Below are 18,977 nucleotides of genomic sequence, written 5' to 3' on the forward strand. Positions count from 1 at the left end.
GATATTGTTTTGTCCCTAAATAACTGATACCATATTAATATGTCTGATAAATTACCACAAGTAGCGATTGTCGGCCGAGCCAATATCGGCAAATCAACCCTATTTAATCGCCTAATCGAGCAGAACAAGGCAATAGTCTCTTCTATTGCCGGCACTACTCGCGACCGCAACATCGGCATAGCCGAGTGGCGCGGTATCAGGTTTACTTTAGTTGACACTGGCGGATTGGACGTAGACCTGATTGAAGGCGCACCCGAAGAAATTGCGCAAGGTATCATTAAACAGGCTCAGCAAGCCATCAAAGCCGCCAAGGTGATTATTTTTGTCGTTGACCTGAAAACCGGCATTTTGTCTTCGGATAGAGAATTAGCCAAGGCCCTGCTTCAGCAAGGGTTAAGTTCAAAAATACTAGTGGTCGGCAACAAAGCGGAGACGGCTCGTTATGAAAAACACTCAGCGGGTGTAGAAAAGCTAGGCTTGGGCGAACCGTTATTTGTTTCTGCCGCTTCCGGCTCCGGTACCGGCGACCTGCTGGATGAAGTCGTTAAAAAGCTTCCACCGCAAAAAATCTCCGAACCGGACGAGCGAAAACCCATCCGCGTCGCATTGTTAGGCAAGCCCAATGTCGGCAAGTCGTCTTTGCTTAATTCCATCCTGGGCGAAGAAAGGGTTATTGTCAGCCCCTTGCCTCATACCACTCGCGAAGCGCACGATACTGAATTTGAATATCATGATCACAAGTTTGTCATCATTGACACGGCCGGCCTGCGCAAAAAAGCCAAAGTGGAAGGCGGACTGGAAAGGAAATCAGTTGATAAATCGCTTAGGGCGCTGGCCGAATGCGATGTGGCTGTCTTGGTTACTGAAGCGGACAAAAAAATTGACGTACAGGACAAAAAAATAACTCAGGCCATTTTAGAATCCGGCAAATCAGTGATCATTGTTGCCAACAAATGGGACTTAATCGGCGATAAGGACACGGCGACGATTGACAAGTTCGTTGACTATTATCACCTGTCTTTTCCTTATTTATGGTGGGCGCCCTTGATCTTCGTTTCCGCCAAAGAAAATTTACGCAGCAAAAAGATCCTGGACGTTATCCTGGAAATAATCGCCTCGCGCACGGTGGAGATTTCCGATTCGCGCTTGGATAAATTCCTAAAGTCCAAAATCAAGCAACACCGGCCGAGTCGAGGCAGAGGATTAAAAAATCCCTACATTTATAATATCCGCCAAGACGGCACCAATCCGCCCCGTTTTCTTATTAATGTTAATGATCCGGAGACTCTGCATTTTTCTTATTTGCGTTTCCTGCAAAACAACTTGCGCGAAACCTTCAAGATCATCGGCACACCCATTCAGATTGAAATGAGAAAATGGCAAGTAAAAAAATAATCAAAGTTAAAAGTTTAATCATTAATTATCAGCAATCAATCCTTATGTATTTAATAATGGGTCTGGGAAATCCCGGCAAAAAATACGAATCCACCTGGCATAACCTGGGCTGGTTAACTGTTGAAAATTTTCGACAGTTGACTGATCTACCACAGTTTAAAAAGTCAGCCAAATTCCAGGCGGAAATCAGCGCCGGTGAAGTTAATGGCGAAAAAATTATCGTAGCTAAGCCGCTGACCTACATGAATAATTCCGGAATCAGCATCGGCGCACTGGCCAAATTCTATAAAATAAAAACCGAAAATATCATCATTGTCCACGACGATAAGGATTTGTCTCTGGGTCGGTTGCGTTTGTCGCAAGACTCTTCGGCCGGCGGACATAACGGGGTCAAATCGATTATTGAACATCTGAATAGCCAAAAATTCTTGCGTGTTCGTTTGGGCGTCAAAACGCCGCTGTTGGATAAAGTTTCTACCGCCGATTATGTTTTGATGAAATGGAACAAAAACGAAATGATGGCAATCAAAGAGCAAACAAAAAAAGCCGCAGAAGCGACTTTAGCTATTATTACCGACGGATTGGCCAAGGCCATGAATCAATATAATTAAAAATGACGAGCATAATACTGTCTGCCAATAAGCGAAAATTATCAGGAGGGGGACAATAATCGCTAGTTAACAGACAGGATTATAACCGTCATTTGCTGTTTTTAATCAAATTATAGCCGATTTGTTTTACGACCCCATCTTAACAAATAACCCCAAACCCGTCAAGGCCTCGGGGTAAAAAATTAATAAATCATTAAAATTAAGATTTTTTCTTGATTTTTATCTTCTTAGTCGGCCATGATTAACGCGCCTTATTTAATAGCCTTGTCACAAATAAGTTTCTTAGGTCCTTCGCGTCTCAGGCGGCTGATTGATTTTTTTTCTGACCCCAAAGACGCTTGGACCGCCAAACTGCCGGAATTTTTGGCTGCAGGATTCAGTGAAAAGGAAGCGACTGATATAATTATAAAACGCCAGGAAATCAATCCGGAAAATGAATTAAAACGATTAGAACAAGCCGGCATTGGATTCATCACTTCTGACGAAGCCGCTTATTCAAAATTGTTGAAAGAAATCTATAACACTCCCCCGCTATTGTATTATCGTGGCAACATCAATTGCCTGAACATGCCTTGCCTGGGCGTCGTCGGCGCTAGAAAACATACGGCCTACGGCCAGCAAGCAACAGAAAAGATTGTCGCCGGCATTGCTCAGGCCGGAATCACAGTAATCTCTGGCTTAGCTTTGGGCATTGACGCTTTAGCGCACAAGATAACTTTGGATCAGGGAGGATTGACGGCGGCCGTGCTGGGGTCAGACTTAAGCTGGGATAATATCGGGCCTAAGACTAATTTCCATTTAGCTGAAAAAATCTTGGAATCAGCCGGCTGTTTGGTTTCGGAGTTCCCCTTAGGCGTCAGTGCTAATCGAGCGACTTTCCCCCAACGCAACCGCCTTATCTCCGGCTTATCTTCCGGCGTATTAGTCATTGAAGCCGGCGAGAGCTCCGGTTCATTGATTACCGCCGATTACGCTTTAGAACAAAATCGCGACGTTTTCGCCGTACCCGGAAGCATCTTTAGCCCCTACTCCGCTGGCACCAATAATCTGATAAAAAAGGGGGCTAAGCCAGTCACCGGATCGGATGAGATTATTGAAGAGTACGGCTGGCAAAAACTGCCAAAAATAACAGTAACTGCTACAGAAAACGAACCGACTGAAACAGAAAAAGAAATTTTGGGGTACCTCTCCGCTGAGCCTCTTCACCTTGACAAAATCGTTCAAGTATGCAATATTAGGATTAATACTCTTTCGTCTTTGTTTATGATAATGTCTATCAAGGGATTAGTAAAAGACATCGGCGGAGGAAATTATATTAGAATCTATAAAAACAAAGACTCATAAAATAAAAAGTTTGATAACGGTTTATCCCATCTTTGCCGGCCCCGACCTTAATAACCTTAGGGAAGTTCGACTCTTTTGTTTCTTAATTTAATCAATACGCAAAAATATTAATTTTTCTTATGCCTCATAAACTTCTCATCGTTGAGTCCCCGGCCAAAGCCAAAACCATCGCCAAATACCTGAATAATGAATATACGGTCAAGGCATCGGTCGGCCACATTCGCGATCTGCCGAAATCAAACAAAAACGCCATTGATATCAAGGGCGGCTTCATACCGCATTACGAGATTGTCCCCGGCAAGGAAAAAATTGTCAGCGAATTGAAAAGTTTGGCGCATAAAGCCGACGAAGTGGTATTGGCCACCGATCCGGACCGTGAAGGAGAGGCGATCGCCTGGCACATCAAAGAAGCTATCGGCTTAAAGCACCCCAAAAGAATCGTCTTTCATGAAATTACCAAAGAGGCCGTGCAAGAAGCCATCAAGCATCCGCGCGAGATTGATGAAAATCTAAAAGAAGCGCAGGAAGCGCGCCGCGTCCTTGATCGCTTGTTCGGTTACGATCTAAGCGCCTTAATCTGGCAGAAAGTCCGCTACGGGCTATCCGCCGGTCGCGTCCAATCCCCGGCTTTGCGTATTCTAACGGAAAAAGAAAAGGAAATCCGCGCTTTCGTGCCGGAAACTTATTTTGTTTTGGAAGCCGATTTTGAAACGCCCCAAAATGATAAAATAAAATTCAAATGCAGTAAACAGCCCAAAACAGCCGAGGACTCGGAAGACATCCTGACCAAAGCCAAAAAAGCCGATTGGCAAGTCAAGGCCGTAGAAGAAAACGAGGCCACGCGTCGCGCCAAAGCGCCGTTTACCACCTCAACCTTACAGCAATCTTCCTCTTCACGCCTGGGTTATTCGCCCAGCCAGACTATGCGTTTGGCGCAAAAACTCTATGAAGCCGGGCACATTACTTACATGCGTACCGATTCCACCACTTTGAGCGGCCAGGCCATGAAAGAAATCAACAGTTTAATTACAGATAAATTCGGCAAAGAATATGCCAAACCGCAAAAATTCTTAACCAAAAGCAAGAACGCGCAAGAGGCGCATGAAGCTGTCCGCCCGACGCATTTCTCTACCGTTGAAGCCGGACATACGCCGCAAGAGAAGCGACTCTACCAATTGATTTGGCAAAGGACTGTCGCCTGCCAAATGGCCGACGCCAAAACCCTGAAAACCAAAGCCATCGCCATCGTTAAAAACGAAACGGAAATGCCGGAATTTGTCGCCGAAGGCAGCCGCATCACTTTTGCCGGCTGGCTCAAGGCCGACCCCAAAGCCCGTGGCGAAGAAGTGGAATTGCCCAAAATGACGGCGGGAGAAAAATTAAAACTGCTGGATATTCTGGCCGAAGAAAAACAGACCGAACCGCCGCACCGCTACACCGAAGCCGGCCTGGTCAAAGAACTGGAAAAACGCGGCATCGGCCGTCCTTCCACTTATGCCTCTATTATTGACACCGTTATTAAGCGCGGTTACGTCACCAAAGAACAAAAATCACTCAAAGTAACAGAGATCGGCGAGTTGGTGGATGACTTTTTGGAAAAAAACTTCGGCGACTACATCTCTGACACCTTTACCGCGGAAATGGAAAACCAACTGGATGAAATCGCCCGAGGCCAAGACACTTATATCAAAACCCTGAAAGATTTTTACAGTCCCTTTACTGAAACGGTCAAAAGCAAAAAATCCATCCCTAAAATCACTGATTTAGGCGATGCGCCGGCTGATATCAAATGCCCGGAGTGCGGAGCAAAAATGAAAATAAAACTGGGACGCGGCGGCAAATTCTACTCTTGCGAACGCTTCCCCGATTGTCAAGGCGCTTTGACCATGGAGGGCAAGGTCTTGGAACCGCCCAAAGACACAGGTGAAATCTGTCCTAAATGCGGCAAGGGCAAACTGATTGAACGCGAAGGCAAATACGGCAAATTCATTGCCTGCTCCAATTATCCCAAATGCAAATTCATCAAAAAAGACGAGGTGGCCGAGGCGGAACGCATGAAGGCCGCCGATACCGGCGTGCAATGCCCGGAATGCAAAAAGGGCACGATGATAGAAAAACGCGGTCGCTTCGGCGTCTTCTACGGTTGCAGTAATTATCCGGAATGCAAAAATATCGTCAAAGCCAAACCCACGGGCAAGCTCTGCCCGCAATGCGGCAAGCTGATGATGGAAGGAACCAAAACTATTCCGGAAAGATGTTCAGACAAAAACTGCCCTAACCATAATCCGCAAAAACTCAAAAAATAATATTTGCTACGTAGCATGTTACGTAACATGCAGATAACAAAATCCCGCCGGCCGGCGGGATTTTTTGAAATTAAAAAAGACGCAAAGATCGACCGAAGCCGCTCTTTGCGCCTTAATAATGAGCGTCGTTCCTGCGAAATCAGGGACCAAAATCCAAAAATCAGATCAATGACCGAGCTCGACATTACCCGATGAGCAGAAGCCCGCTGGAAAAATCGCAAAACGTGTAAGCCAAGTCGTCGATGCGACCGAGGACGAGACAGTCATCGCGGGCCTCGAAGTAGAGCGAATACGCTGGCGACTGTAAAGTATTGGACGCGCAATCATTGCCAGGGACACGATGGTCGCGAGCCATTACATCAGGATAGCCGATAATGGCGTGGCCGTGAATGATGACGTCCGGCAGGACGAACCTCAGGCCTTGCGGTAGCGTCTCCATCTGCCTGCGAGCATCGAGGATGGACCACGACCGCAAAGCATCCGGGAAATACGCCGCCACGACCGGACCGGCGTCCATGGCTTCGAGGAACAATCTGAAGTTGATCTCGGGCACATAGTTGACCTGATGTTTGACCTGTCTAGCTATATTGAACGGCCGTCCTGCGAATTGGCCTTCATAGGCAGACCTGACGCCAGCGAGCACTGTGTTTTCCAGATACGTACCCAAGTCAATCTTGATCGCGCCAGCAGCAAAAACGAGTGGCAAGCACGGACCGTTGAGAATATTACACACGTCCTCACGGCCGCTGACGGTTTCGATGATCGCCATGAAGCGAAAGTAGAAATCATTGAGTTGGGGCAGTTCGGAACCCGCTGGCAAATGCCTCTTGAACTGACTCAGGGCCTGGGCGAAACGCGACTTGCCGAAAAACTGCGGTACAACAAATCGGAAATCCCAATTGGGCGTGTTGGCCTGATTATTGAGGTCATTATAAGGAATACGGACTCCGTTTTCGTCAAACAAACTGGGTTGCTTGGTCATGATCGTTCTCCTATTTACCTCGCCAATTTCTTGACGTAGGCCCGGTGTTAGTTTGGGGCCATTCCCCCTTCTTTTTTGGATTGTTTTATAGGTACTGCCACCACTAAGCCGACTGGGCCAAGCGGATTGCTTCCAATTTATGGAATATATAATTGTAGCATATCTATTACAATTTGTCAATAGTTATAACAAAAAAGTCTAATTTTAGATATTTATTTATAAAAAATAAACAAAAAATATAACACTTAATAGACAGCCGACTGTTTATTGCTTATAATAAGCTTACACCAATATGGCTATCCTTAATCCGCAAAAAGAGTTTGATAAACTGCTCAAAACCGTTCAGGAAAAACAGATCGGCGGTGATTTGGATATGTTAAAGCTAGCTTATGACTTCGCTTCCGAAGCTCATAAAGGGCAAATGCGCGCCTCCGGCAACCCCTACATCGTTCATCCGCTGGCGACCGCCCAAAAATTAGCGGAGATGAATTTGGACTTGACGACGATTATTGCCGGCCTGCTCCATGACATTCCCGAAGATACTGATGTAACACTACAAGAAATAGAAAAAAATTTCGGTCCGGAAGTATCTCAATTAGTTGAGGGTATCACTAAGCTGGGCAAACTCAAATACCGCGGTATGGAACGCTACGCCGAGAATCTGCGCAAGATGTTCGTAGCCATGTCAGATGACATCAGGGTTATCCTAATAAAATTCGCCGATCGCTTGCATAACCTGAAAACTTTGGACGCTCTGCCCGCGGACAAACGCTTCCGCATCGCCAAAGAGACCCTGGAGATCTATGCACCCATCGCTGATCGTCTGGCTATCGGGCAAATCAAAGGCGAGCTGGAAGATCTATCCTTCCCCTATGTTTATCCTGAAGATTACAAATGGATTACTGCGATTATTCCGCACGAATATAAAATCAAAGAAAAATACTTGCAAGAAGTCAAAGACAAAGTTAAGAAAAAATTAGCGGAAGAAGGAATCACGATTGATGAAATTTCCATCCAAGGCCGCACCAAGCATCTTTACTCGCTATACAAAAAACTTTTGCGACCGCATATCAACCGCGATTTGTCCAAAATATACGATCTAATCGCCTTGCGCCTGATTGTGCCGACCCTTACCGATTGTTACAGCGCCTTGGGAGTCCTGCACAGCGTTTACCGGCCCATGCCCGGACGCATTAAGGATTATATCGCTAATCCCAAACCTAACGGCTACCAATCACTGCACACCACTGTCTTCACTGATGATGGGGAAATCGTGGAATTCCAAATCCGCACCAGAAAAATGCACGAACAAGCCGAATACGGAATTGCCGCCCATTGGAGTTACAAAGAAGACGGGGGCAAAACCGGCAACACTAACTTAAAATGGCTGAGCGAACTGGTGAAGTGGCAGAAAAAAGTCAAAGACAACGATCAATTCCTGCAAACCGTCAAGTTGGACGTCTTTCAAAACCGCATTTTCGTTTTCACGCCTCACGGCGATGTCATTGACTTGCCGGAAGGCGCTACACCGGTTGATTTTGCCTATCATGTCCATAGCTCTCTGGGCGATAAGTGCGTCGGCGCCAAGGTTAACGATCAGTTGGTCAGTTTGGGCTATCAGCTTAAATCCGGCGATATCGTAGAAATCATTACGGACAAAAACCGCAAAACTCCCAACGCCGACTGGATGGAAACAGTCAAGACTTCCATGGCCAAAAGTAAAATCAGAGCGGCTATCAATAAGCTAAAAAAATAAAAGACCGCGGAAGCGGCCTTTTATAATTTTTATAATATTTAAAGTTAAGAGATTTTGTTGACTATGCTGCGCAGTTCTTCATTGGAAAAAAACTTAATGGTAATCTGTCCCACCCCGCCATGGCGCCTGATCTCTATCTTGGTGCCCAAGGCCGAAGCTAAATCTTCCTCCATTTGTTTTGTTTCCGGATCAAATGATACTTTGCGCAAATTCCTCTTGACGACAATGACTTTGGCCGCCTTTTCGGCTTCGCGCACGCTCATCTTGTTCTCCAGTATTCGCTGTAAGCCGTCAAACTGCTCATCCTGAGGCAGTCCGGCCAAGGTACGCGCATGCCCTTCAGACAACCGGCCGTCAACAATCGCCTCTTTGACTTCCGGTATCAAATTCAGTAAACGCAAACTGTTAGCTACGGAGGAAGTGCTTTTGCCGACTTTTTTGGCCAACTCCGCTCGACTAAGATTGAATTCATCCTCTAATTTCTTATAAGCCATGGCCACCTCCAGCGAATTCAAATCCTCGCGCTGCAGATTCTCAATCAAAGCCAACTCCATTTTTTTCTGTTCGCTTACCTCGCGGATAATCGCCGGAACTGTCCTAAGGCCGGCCAGCTTGCCGGCCTTAAGGCGGCGTTCGCCGGCAATCAACTCATAGTCTTCGCCGCGCTTAGTAACGATTAACGGCTGAATTATGCCATGTTCCCTAATAGACTCTGCTAATCCTTCCAACGCTTCCGCGTCAAAACTCTGCCGCGGTTGATGCGGATTAGGCAATATCTTCTCAACCGGCAGTTGATTGATTCTTTCGTGGCTTTCAATCACTTCTTTAATTGTCGGATCGATCAAGCCGATGTTGCTGTCGGATTTTTTGCCGGCAGGTATAAGTGAACCCAGGCCGCGGCCCAAGCCAGAAGGACGGGTGGACATAAAATTTAAATTTATATTCTATCTATATCATTCCCGCGTAGGCGGGCAAATCGTAATTATTTTTCAGTCAAATACACAAACTCGCGAGCTAAGCGTTCGTAAGCCTTAGCCCCCTTAGATTTAGGGTCGTACCCCAAAATAGTCTTGCCATGACTGGGTGCTTCTGATAAACGCACACTGCGAGGGATTACTGTGCGGAATATTTGATTGGGAAAATAATTATACAACTCACTTAAAACATCATTAGCCAGCTTGAAACGACTGTCATACATCGTCAGAACCACACCCAAGATATCCAATTCCGGCTTAAGATTTTCGCGGATTAAACCGATGGTATCAACTAACTGGCCCAAGCCCTCCAAGGCAAAATATTCGGCTTGCACTGGAATCATCAATTTATCGGCCGCAGTTAGGCCGTTTAAAGTCAAAAGCCCCAATGATGGCGGACAGTCAATGATAATATAATCATAGTTTTTCTTGACTTCCAATAAATTATCATAAAGCCGGAATTCACGGCGGTCAAGATTGACAAATTCCACGTTGGCGCCGGCCAAAGAAGTAGTGGAGGGGGCCAGATGATAATTTTCATGGCCGGTTTCTACGGCTACATCAGAAAAAGAGTAGGGACCGGTTAAAACCTCATACACGCCACGGTCTAAATTCTTGGCTACGCCCAAATGCGAAGTAGCGTTGGACTGAGGATCAAGATCAACCAAAAGCACGCGTTTACCCAGGCGGCTTAAAAACGCGGCTAAATTAACGGAGGTGGTGGTCTTGCCGACTCCGCCTTTTTGATTAACAACGGAAATTACTTGTCCCATAACGGATTAATTATAACACAAAATTACTGAGCGGGCAAAATAAAAAAAATAAAAGCCAGCGTAATGCTGACATTTCATTCCAGTAGCAGGGGGCGGATTTGAACCGCCGACCAAAGGCTTATGAGTCCTCTGCTCTACCACTGAGCTACCCTGCCCTAACCAATCACTGATTAATAATTACTAATTACGAATATAATTATTTTAATTCGTAATTTGAAATCCGTAATTTGTAATTGACATTTGTTGCGGGGGGCGGATTCGAACCGCCGACCTCTTGGTTATGAGCCAAGCGAGCTGCCGGACTGCTCTACCCCGCGATAATATTTTATTTTCCATCTCTCCCTAAATAGATGAGATTGATGTGCCCGAGGAGAGACTCGAACTCTCACATATTGCTATACACGATTTTGAGTCGTGCGCGTCTACCAGTTCCGCCACTCGGGCAATTTAGACTTTATTTATTTTATACTATTTTTTGAAAATTGTCAAATATTTCAAGGTTTGATATAATTAAGTCATTGCAAATCTGCTTATTCCAAGTATATTGTCAACTAAACAGGCAAACCAAAACCATATGTTTATAACCGTACACGCGGCCGCTTCAGCTGTTATTGGCAAGGAAATCGCCAACCCCTTTATTGCTTTTGTCATCAGCTTCGTCCTGCATTTTATCTTTGACATCATCCCACATGGCGACAAAGATTATTGTACCCGGTTTTTCGGCTTGCAATTCAAGCGCGCCAGCGAGGAAGCAAAATTCAAATCCATGGCCTTATACAGTTTGATTGATACTGTAATCCTGGTTTTTTTCTTACTCTATTTGTTTAAAAACTTCACTTGGGCCAAGGATGACAGTGTTATCTGGGCGATTATCGGCGGCATTATTCCCGACTTCATTGTGGCACTCTATATGCTGACCAAGTCCCGCTGGCTTAAAGGCTTCTTCGTTTTCCACCATGAAAACCATAGTTTGATCAAACGAGATTTTTCTCTTTACGCCGGCATGATTTTCCAAGCCGTAATCCTTCTTGGCTTAATCTCATCTCTTTACCTGCTGTAACCCCTCCAATAATTCCTTTGTCTGTTGCGCGCATTTATCCCAAGTAAACTCTCGGGATTTTTGTTTTCCTTTTTCTGCCAACTGCTGTCGAAAATTTTCGACAGTAATTACTTTTTTAATCGCTAAACATATCTCTTCTTCTTTTAAGGGGTTCACATAGAGCACCGCTTCTCCGCCAATCTCCGGCAAAGAACCGGCGTCGGAAGTTATAACCGGCAAGCCACAAGCCATCGCCTCTGCCACCGGCAAGCCGAATCCCTCATACAAACTCGGAAAAACAAACACCTCAGCGTGGCTTAATAATTCATGTTTTCTTTCTGGCGTAACATAGCCCAGATACTTTATCGCTTCTTCCTGCAATTCAGCGTTAGCTTGTCTTAATCCTCTGAATATCTCTTCATTCTTCCAGCCGTTTTTACCGGCCAGAATTAATTTTAAGTCACGCGCCACCGGCTCTTCCTGCTTAAGTTTTTTAAACGCCCCGATCAATCGCGTCAGGTTTTTCCGCGGTTCAATAGTACCCAGATACAAAATATATTTCTCTTTGCCTTTTTGATAAGTCGCTTCTCTGTCGGCCACGCCCTCATAGATCACCTCAATCTTTTCTGGCGCAATGCCAAATAGCTTAATAATATCTCGTTTAGTACTGTTAGAAACGGCGATAATCTTATCTGCTTGTTTTAAGGATTGCGGTACCAAATAACGCCGATCAAAATTGATCAACCGATCCAGAAATAACTCCGGATAAAGATAAACTGCCAAATCATGAATTGTTACCACGGCTTGGCCGCGATAGCCCAAGGGAATAATATTGGCGGGAAACAGGCAGACATCAAGCTTTTGCCGGTTGATTAACTTACCAACTATCAACTGGGAATAAAAAAACGGCAAATAACGACGATAACGCGACAACGGAAAACGCTTTATTTCATAATCGCCTGCCACTATTTCCGGAGGCAGTTTTTCATCTTCATTCAAAAACAAGACATAATGATTATGCTTGTCCTGAATCAATAGATTTTTAACCAACTGCCTGCCGTACTCGCCGATTCCCGCCGAGGCAACCAGAGTCCGGCAATCAATCCCGATTCTCATATTATTTGATTAAGCGTCGCAGTTTATCGGCATTTAAGCCCGGCCCGATCAAAGCTAGATTGACGCGTTTAAAATCAAAAATATCCTTGGCCACCCGTTGCACTTCTTTGGCCGATACTGCAAAAATCTTTTTTAATTTCTGCTCCGGCGTCATTAACGGCTTATTCATTAATTCCTGATTGACATAAAACTGCGCAATAGACATGGAATCCTCCAAATCCAAAGCGGTCTTTCCGGCAACGAATTCTTTGGCTCGATTCAATTCCTCAGCAGTCACGCCGCCAGCCAGGATACTTTTAATTTCTAAAATAATCGCCTCTAAAGCCAACTCCAACCGCGCCTTGTCCAAGCCTGCCTGAATCACTAATAACCCGGTATCCTCATACAGATTCGGCCAGGAACGGATAAAGTAAGCTAGGCCCTTTTGTTCCCGTATGTTAATGAATAAACGCGAACTCATATTGCCACCGAGAATAATCGCTAGAAGATTCAAGGCGGGAACGCGTTTATCATGAGTGGACCAAGCAGGAAAACCCAAAGCCAACTGTACTTGTTCTGTCGCCTTATCCTTGATTTTTATCCTCGGCTTTTGTTGTTTAATTATTGATCGTTTAATGGCTGACTTTTTTCCGCCGGGCAAAGAGAATTTAGCCGAGATTTCCTTGATCTGCTTATCGCTGAATTTTCCAGCCAAACCGATAACGACATTGGCGCCGTTATAATAATTACGTTTGTAGGCCAAAAGTTTTTTTCTGTCCAGTCCCCTGACTGTTTTCTTACTGCCGGCAATCAGATGACCCAGCTGCCCGCCGTCAAAGACTAATTCCTCCAACATCTCCTCCACATGCATCAAGGGATTATCCTCATACATATTGATCTCTTCCACAATCACACCCTTCTCTTTTTCCAACTCAACGGCATCAAATTTAGAATTAATAACCATGTCCGACAGCATATCAATAGCCAGTGGCAAGTGCCGAGCATCGGATTTGATATAATAACCGGTCATATCCTTGCCGGTAAAAGCGTTGTATTCCGCACCAATGCCGTCCAGCTCCTTGGACAAATCCAAGGTCGTCGGACGCCGATCCGTCCCCTTAAACATCATATGTTCAATAAAATGAGAAACACCTCTAAGCTGTGGCGTTTCCTGGCGGCTACCCACCTTAAACAGCACCAGCAAGCTGGCAGTCTGAGTATCATGAAGCGGCGCCGTAATCAATCTGATGCCGTTTTTCAGGGTTTGCTTTTTATACATAAACTTATTTTTGCTAAATTTACAAAGTATTTTAATATTTTCGCTATTTTCCTATTGACAAATAATATGGATATGCTATAATTACGATAGAATCACGACGAGAGAGGTTCTCTAAGGGTTTCGTCCCGACGAGAGCCTTTTTCATTTGTGTTTATTTTTATACTCCAACTTACCCTTCAAAGCATTTAAAAAAATCAAAATATTATTTGCCGAGGAACTTAAGCGATCCAAAAGACAAGAATAATTATTTTGATTCGGAATTAACACTCTCTTGAGTTTTGAGTTATTAATTAGATATTCTACCAAACAATAAAAATCACCATCACCGGAAACAATAATGGCCTTATCATAATTAGAATATTCAATCATGGCGTGCAATACCAATTCGGCATCTACGTTACCCTTAACTGTGCCATCAGCTAATTCCAGTGTCGGTTTAAATACGCAAATATAGCCATACTCCTGTAATTTTGTATACATCGCTTGATTACCGGGTTTAAAGCCGATGAATAGGAAGGCCTTTTCAATGCCATATTTATCTTTAAGATAAATCCTGAATCTTCTATAATCAAGCTGCCAGCCGGAATAAATCTTCCGGTCTTTTTTATAAATGTCTTTTGACAAGCTTTGATATAAATTATTGCTGTCAATAAAAGCGTAGTTTTTTCCTTGTGGCATATTATTTTATATAGATAATCTTAGCAAGTATAAGCCAAATTAGCAATTTTTCGTTGTAATTTATAGCTCTGGCCGTGACTCAATAAACCCAAATATGAATTCATGGTTTCCGGGTTATGATTTTTCCTCACTCGCCTGAACATCCTTCTTTTACTCGCCGTCCGAAACACCCGATGATCAAAAAAATTCACCCAACCCAGAAAGTCTAAGCCGGGACTTAAAGTTTTGATAAATAGCTTATCGGGATGAAGCGTCAGTTTCATTTTATCTCTCAAATAAGCATCAACCGATGGAATTATTTTTTCCAAATAATTTTTATCATCAGCCATAATCACGAAGTCATCGGCATAGCGGATATAATATTTTACTTTCAGTTTATGCTTAACAAATTGATCAAATCTGTTCATATAAATATTAACCAATAACTGCGAAGTTAAATTCCCCAACGGCAAACCTCCGTTAAAACTGTCAATCGCCTCGTCTAATAAACCCAAAATCTTTTTATCCGGAATATACTCGGCCAGGATATTTTCCAATATCCCATGATCGATATTGGCAAAAAATTTCCTGATGTCACCCTTTAAAATCCAACAAGTGTGGGTGTTATTCTGGCTGGCTTTGTAAGCAAATTTCTTGAATCTGGCCAAGGCCTTATGCGTGCCCTTGCCCAGCCGGCAGGAATAAGAATCGACGATGAAAGTCCGGTCAAAAAACGGATACAAAATCCGATAAATCGCATGATGAACCAACCTATCACTGACCGACGCCTTATGGATTTGCCGCGACTTGGGATCGCAGATCTTAAAGGCCTGGTAGCCGCCATGGCGATAAGCGCCGGTTGCCAAATCCCGATGCAATGCGATAAGATTATCCATAAGGCGCAATTGGAATTCCTGCACGTCTTTTCTATTCCTTTTGCCCCTGACAAACTCCTGCCAAGCCAACAATAAATTATCAAGACAGATAATCTCTTCAAAAGTATGGCTCAACTTGATTTTCCCGTTCATAATGATTCCTTTAATTTACCCCCCCCCCAACGGAAAATTTATCCCGTTGATTCAAAAAACCAAAACGCTATACATAGTATGGCATGGTTACTACCAATCTCTACCCAAAACCCATAAATACTCATTGGGTCAAAAAATCGACATCTTCTTTATTGAGGCGATTGAAGCTATGGCTACCGCCAGTTTCCTGCCACCACAAGCCAAACCGCCTCATATCTGCCTAGCAATTCAAAAAATTGATTTGATAAAAATCATGCTAATGATTCTATGGGAGATAAAGGCGATTGATAATAATAAGTATTTAAATCTATCGCAACCACTAGACGAAATCGGCCGGATGCTAGGCGGCTAGTACAACAAACTGACAAAACAAAACTCCCCGGATAAACTCAGGGAGAAAAATAAAGAGAGTTGCGGAGCGCAGCCGGATTATCGACGTTGAAGTCGTTATCAAGCCAGTTGTAGTTCCAGTTCCATCTGTCGCCATTCCAGTACAGGTAACGCACATACAGGTTGTCGTCCGAGTTGCGATTTTCGCAAAATTCCGCCTAAACCACCATCCGTTGATCCGCCGACTGGCGGAATCTCCAGATTGAATCTTATGCGTGAGCTAAACTCACATAGAACATTGCGCCAAGTATCTTTACTTTAATTAGGCATTAATATATTACGCTACTACTGACATTGATCAGTAATATTCTGAATAATACTAACACCGGCTGAGGTAGCGGATAGCCGTAACCAACCGCGGATTTACCTGTGGCTATTTACATAATAGCAGAATAATTTGAAAAAATAAATCCTGCACAAGTCAGATGACCGATGCAGGATATTTTGTACAAAATTTAGGGCTAAGGACTAAAGTTTAAAATTTCAAGAACTGAAAATCAAAATTCTAAGTCCAAAGGACTACTTGCGGAGCGCAGCCGGATCACCGACGCCGAAGCCGCCATCAAGCCAGCCGTAGCCCCAGTCCCATCCGCCGCCACCCCAGCACAGGTAACGCACAAACAGGCGGTCGTCCGAGTCGCGATAAATAGTCCCCCAAAAGAAAATACATTTGCCTTTCCATTCTTCCGGAATCAACTCGAGATGTGCGAGTAAATAGTCAAGAACATTAGCGTTCAAGACCAGCTTGCCGGCCAACAACTTACGCAAAGCGTGACCTTTGACGATGTTATTCTTCTGGTCATTGGCCAGATAAAGCTCAATCAATGCCGGATTCCACTCCAGTTGACCGCCCTTCTGGTGTTCTTCAACTTTCCAGCCGGACGGAACGAAAGGATGAACGTCGCAGTCAATAATGTACTTGGTCACGATGATTTCCGCCAAGCCATGCAGCACTTTCTTGAATTCCGCCAAACTCTTAAACTGCTGGAGCTTCGTCATCTCCTCCGGCGTATAACCAGCAGCTTCAAAAGCATCCATTACCTTGTTGGCTTGGCCTACCGAGTAAAGCGTGGACATAGTCCATCTCCTTTTTGCGGACACGTTCACTTTGGAACCCGTCCAGTTTGAGGTGCGAATTGGCCTTGCATACAGAGCAATTCCAATATATTAAGTATAGCACGTATTATATATTTTGTCAATAGATTTATCCACTCTACCAACTAACTAATTATTTTTATCTAAATTTAAACAAAAAATCACCACTATCTATTGGGATAATGGAAGCAATTGCCACGGCCAGTTTCCTGGACAAACTGAGTAAGTCGCCGTATGTGGAAACAGCGATCAGAAAAACTGATATTTTAAAAATATTATTATTACTTTTGTGGGAGACAAAATCATTAGATAATAATAAATATTTGGCCTTATCAATTAAGATTGATGAGGTGGGCAAAATGCTTGGCGGCTGGAAAGGACAATTACTAAGTAAAAACTCCCCCGACAATAAAGCGGGAGAGAAATGAAGTGAGTTGCGAGAACCGCAGCCGGATTATCGACGTTGAAGTCGTTATCAAGCCAGTTATAGTTCTCATTCCACTGGCTGTCGTTCCAATACAAGTAACGGACGTAGAGGTTGCCATCAGAGTTGCGGTTGTATGTGGCGCGCCGCCGATATCACTGCCCGTCGAATACTCTCTGGGCTGGATCTTATTTGTGATCTTAAATCACTTAGCGCTCCGCACCAAGTATCTTCATTTTTGAAGTTTCTACAGGCGCCACACTGCCTGAAGCCTTGACCGCAGGCATTCTCGGCGACTGGACACTGGATTCGGTGGCAAGCAGCCATAACCGCTTGCTGATATTCACCTAATACCTTTTTTATTTTAGCATAAAAAATAATCCCGAACCATTGCTGATTCGGGAATATGTTCAAAAAAATTGCATTAAGGTCAAATTTCCCAAGGATCCATATAGATCCAGGAAATCAAGACCTAAGCGCTGATACTTGCGAGAACCGCAGCGGGGCTGCCGCCGACGAAGCCGCTATCAAGCCAGCTATAGCACCCACGCCACTGGCTGCCGCTCCAAAACAAGCAACGGACGTAGAGGCGGCCATCAGAGCGGCGGAAAATTGTGCCCCAGAAAAAGATAAAGATAATATTTCCTTTTTCATTTTTTTCCTTCCACTCTTCGGGGATGTACTCCTGATTGGCCCTAAGAAAGTCCAGAACGCTTGCCGACAACACCGGCCGGCCGTCAAGTTCTTTACGTAGTTCATGGCCGACAATAAATCGACCGTTAACCTGGAGCGTTGAGCGATACAAAACGACTTTCTGTCCGTCAATGTATAAACCGTCAAATCTCTTTTCAATTGAAATCTTGCCCTGGCGGGCATGTTTCTCAACTGTTGCGTCAGTAAATGGCGGTCGCGGATCATTGTCCGTATCAATTACCGCCCGAAGGATCGGCGTTGTCTGGCGCAGAAATTCCTCGCCGATTTCCTTGAGTTTCTCAACAAAAAAACTCTTGCCCGGACCAGTCGCCCAATCAATCACTTCGGCGCCGACCTTGATTTTCTTCAGAGTTGCGGCTATCAGCGAGAATAGATTGGCGAGCGCCGCCACAAACTGCCCGACTTCCTTCCAATTCAAACTCTTTTTCGTCGACATCTTTCACGTCCTTTCTATCTCCCCCATTACTGGCTCCTGGCCAACTCCGGATTGATATATTGAACTTCATGCAACAATTGGCTCTGCCGGAATGACAGCTTGCCAATATACTATTTTGTATCATACATCAATAATTTTGTCAAGGGGTTTATCCACTCCACTGAACTTTTTATCCGTGATTCAATGATTAATAGCCTATAATTACCAAAAAACAATAAAAAAGCCATCCGTCAACGGGTGGCTAAAGAACCTTATTTACTCTGCAGACATGGTAACGCCGAAAGCCATTTATCAAATTTCCTATAAATCCGCCCCAAAAACCTGTTCCATTTTTTCTCACCATAAAAATCTATGTACCTTTGCCTAAATTCAAGAAAAGACACTCTGGGAGCTAACCGTGGAACTCCAATCATCGCCTTGATCCTATTGGGATATTCTTTGATAAATCTCCTGGGGAATCGTTGGTGAATAAAAGCAATCGTATACGGGTCATCATCATGATTGCCCAATAACGGAACCACGAGCCTTTCATAAAGATCTTGACCATGCAACCCAATAAATTCAGACTTACTCATTACGTCCATGACGCCCTCCTTTGTTTTTATTGTTTCTTAGAAAGCATAGACGACTTTAGAAAAAATGTCAATAATTTTGTTACTATTCAAATTTAAACAAAAAA

General features: G+C 44.3%; 18 protein-coding genes and 3 tRNA genes. 8 read left to right on the plus strand and 13 right to left on the minus strand.

The window, feature by feature from the left end; all coding sequences use genetic code 11:
- Window positions 1-39 precede the first annotated feature (39 nt).
- From der to topA, 4 genes are all read left to right on the plus strand, one after another.
- The gene (gene der, locus WC473_01800; GenBank protein ID MFA5124546.1) at window positions 40-1,395 is read left to right on the plus strand and encodes a ribosome biogenesis GTPase Der; all 1,356 of its coding nucleotides are present in this window, start codon (window positions 40-42) and stop codon (window positions 1,393-1,395) included.
- 44 nt (window positions 1,396-1,439) lie between these two features.
- Complete coding sequence (gene pth / locus WC473_01805) at window positions 1,440-2,006, plus strand: aminoacyl-tRNA hydrolase (protein MFA5124547.1); 567 nt, start codon at window positions 1,440-1,442, stop codon at window positions 2,004-2,006.
- Between the two features lie 237 nt (window positions 2,007-2,243).
- Window positions 2,244-3,350: a DNA-processing protein DprA gene (gene dprA / locus WC473_01810; protein MFA5124548.1), complete on the plus strand. Its 1,107-nt coding sequence runs from the start codon at window positions 2,244-2,246 to the stop codon at window positions 3,348-3,350.
- 119 nt (window positions 3,351-3,469) lie between these two features.
- Window positions 3,470-5,656 carry a type I DNA topoisomerase gene (topA, locus tag WC473_01815; GenBank protein ID MFA5124549.1) on the plus strand — a complete coding sequence of 729 codons (2,187 nt, stop codon included), beginning with the start codon at window positions 3,470-3,472 and terminating at the stop codon, window positions 5,654-5,656.
- A 184-nt stretch (window positions 5,657-5,840) separates the two neighbouring features.
- Here the strand turns inward: topA and WC473_01820 are convergent, their stop codons facing one another.
- Window positions 5,841-6,638, minus strand: coding sequence for a hypothetical protein (locus WC473_01820; GenBank protein ID MFA5124550.1), 798 nt, complete (start codon window positions 6,636-6,638; stop codon window positions 5,841-5,843).
- 292 nt (window positions 6,639-6,930) lie between these two features.
- Between WC473_01820 and WC473_01825 the strand changes: the two genes are divergently transcribed.
- Window positions 6,931-8,394: a RelA/SpoT family protein gene (locus WC473_01825; protein ID MFA5124551.1), complete on the plus strand. Its 1,464-nt coding sequence runs from the start codon at window positions 6,931-6,933 to the stop codon at window positions 8,392-8,394.
- A gap of 44 nt (window positions 8,395-8,438) precedes the next feature.
- On the opposite strand, the gene WC473_01830 is transcribed toward WC473_01825, so the two are convergent.
- From WC473_01830 to WC473_01850, 5 genes are all read right to left on the minus strand, one after another.
- On the minus strand, window positions 8,439-9,320 hold the full coding sequence (locus tag WC473_01830) for a ParB/RepB/Spo0J family partition protein (GenBank protein ID MFA5124552.1): 882 nt from the start codon (window positions 9,318-9,320) through the stop codon (window positions 8,439-8,441).
- A gap of 56 nt (window positions 9,321-9,376) precedes the next feature.
- Window positions 9,377-10,141, minus strand: a complete 765-nt coding sequence (locus WC473_01835) for a ParA family protein (GenBank protein MFA5124553.1) — start codon at window positions 10,139-10,141, stop codon at window positions 9,377-9,379.
- A gap of 83 nt (window positions 10,142-10,224) precedes the next feature.
- Window positions 10,225-10,296, minus strand: a tRNA-Met gene (locus tag WC473_01840).
- 88 nt (window positions 10,297-10,384) lie between these two features.
- Window positions 10,385-10,458 (minus strand) — tRNA-Met (locus tag WC473_01845).
- A gap of 45 nt (window positions 10,459-10,503) precedes the next feature.
- Window positions 10,504-10,585 (minus strand) — tRNA-Leu (locus WC473_01850).
- Between the two features lie 130 nt (window positions 10,586-10,715).
- Between WC473_01850 and WC473_01855 the strand changes: the two genes are divergently transcribed.
- Window positions 10,716-11,201 carry a hypothetical protein gene (locus WC473_01855; protein MFA5124554.1) on the plus strand — a complete coding sequence of 162 codons (486 nt, stop codon included), beginning with the start codon at window positions 10,716-10,718 and terminating at the stop codon, window positions 11,199-11,201.
- On the opposite strand, the gene WC473_01860 is transcribed toward WC473_01855, so the two are convergent.
- The 4 genes from WC473_01860 to WC473_01875 form a co-directional block, all read right to left on the minus strand.
- The gene (locus WC473_01860) at window positions 11,181-12,296 is read right to left on the minus strand and encodes a glycosyltransferase family 1 protein (GenBank protein MFA5124555.1); all 1,116 of its coding nucleotides are present in this window, start codon (window positions 12,294-12,296) and stop codon (window positions 11,181-11,183) included. The two genes, WC473_01855 and WC473_01860, sit on opposite strands and share 21 nt — an antisense overlap.
- 1 nt (window position 12,297) lies before the next feature.
- On the minus strand, window positions 12,298-13,554 hold the full coding sequence (locus WC473_01865; GenBank protein ID MFA5124556.1) for a pitrilysin family protein: 1,257 nt from the start codon (window positions 13,552-13,554) through the stop codon (window positions 12,298-12,300).
- Between the two features lie 141 nt (window positions 13,555-13,695).
- The gene (locus WC473_01870; GenBank protein MFA5124557.1) at window positions 13,696-14,232 is read right to left on the minus strand and encodes an NYN domain-containing protein; all 537 of its coding nucleotides are present in this window, start codon (window positions 14,230-14,232) and stop codon (window positions 13,696-13,698) included.
- A gap of 20 nt (window positions 14,233-14,252) precedes the next feature.
- A complete protein-coding gene (locus WC473_01875; protein ID MFA5124558.1) occupies window positions 14,253-15,239 on the minus strand; it encodes a reverse transcriptase/maturase family protein in 987 nt (328 codons plus the stop codon).
- A 124-nt stretch (window positions 15,240-15,363) separates the two neighbouring features.
- Here WC473_01875 and WC473_01880 point away from each other — a divergent pair, with 124 nt between their 5' ends.
- Window positions 15,364-15,591 carry a four helix bundle protein gene (locus WC473_01880; GenBank protein ID MFA5124559.1) on the plus strand — a complete coding sequence of 76 codons (228 nt, stop codon included), beginning with the start codon at window positions 15,364-15,366 and terminating at the stop codon, window positions 15,589-15,591.
- Window positions 15,592-16,148: 557 nt separating this feature from the next.
- Here the strand turns inward: WC473_01880 and WC473_01885 are convergent.
- Window positions 16,149-16,706, minus strand: a complete 558-nt coding sequence (locus WC473_01885; protein ID MFA5124560.1) for a hypothetical protein — start codon at window positions 16,704-16,706, stop codon at window positions 16,149-16,151.
- Between the two features lie 200 nt (window positions 16,707-16,906).
- On the opposite strand from WC473_01885, the gene WC473_01890 reads away from it, so the two are divergent.
- Window positions 16,907-17,152 carry a four helix bundle protein gene (locus WC473_01890; protein MFA5124561.1) on the plus strand — a complete coding sequence of 82 codons (246 nt, stop codon included), beginning with the start codon at window positions 16,907-16,909 and terminating at the stop codon, window positions 17,150-17,152.
- A gap of 468 nt (window positions 17,153-17,620) precedes the next feature.
- Here WC473_01890 and WC473_01895 read toward each other — a convergent pair whose 3' ends face one another.
- Window positions 17,621-18,298: a hypothetical protein gene (locus WC473_01895; GenBank protein ID MFA5124562.1), complete on the minus strand. Its 678-nt coding sequence runs from the start codon at window positions 18,296-18,298 to the stop codon at window positions 17,621-17,623.
- A 251-nt stretch (window positions 18,299-18,549) separates the two neighbouring features.
- Window positions 18,550-18,873 (minus strand): hypothetical protein, encoded by a 324-nt coding sequence (locus WC473_01900; GenBank protein MFA5124563.1) that lies wholly within the window; start codon window positions 18,871-18,873, stop codon window positions 18,550-18,552.
- Window positions 18,874-18,977: the final 104 nt, after the last annotated feature.

It is taken from the genome of Patescibacteria group bacterium (genome assembly GCA_041650895.1).
Lineage (GTDB): Bacteria > Patescibacteriota > Patescibacteriia > 2-01-FULL-39-33 > 2-01-FULL-39-33 > CAISTG01.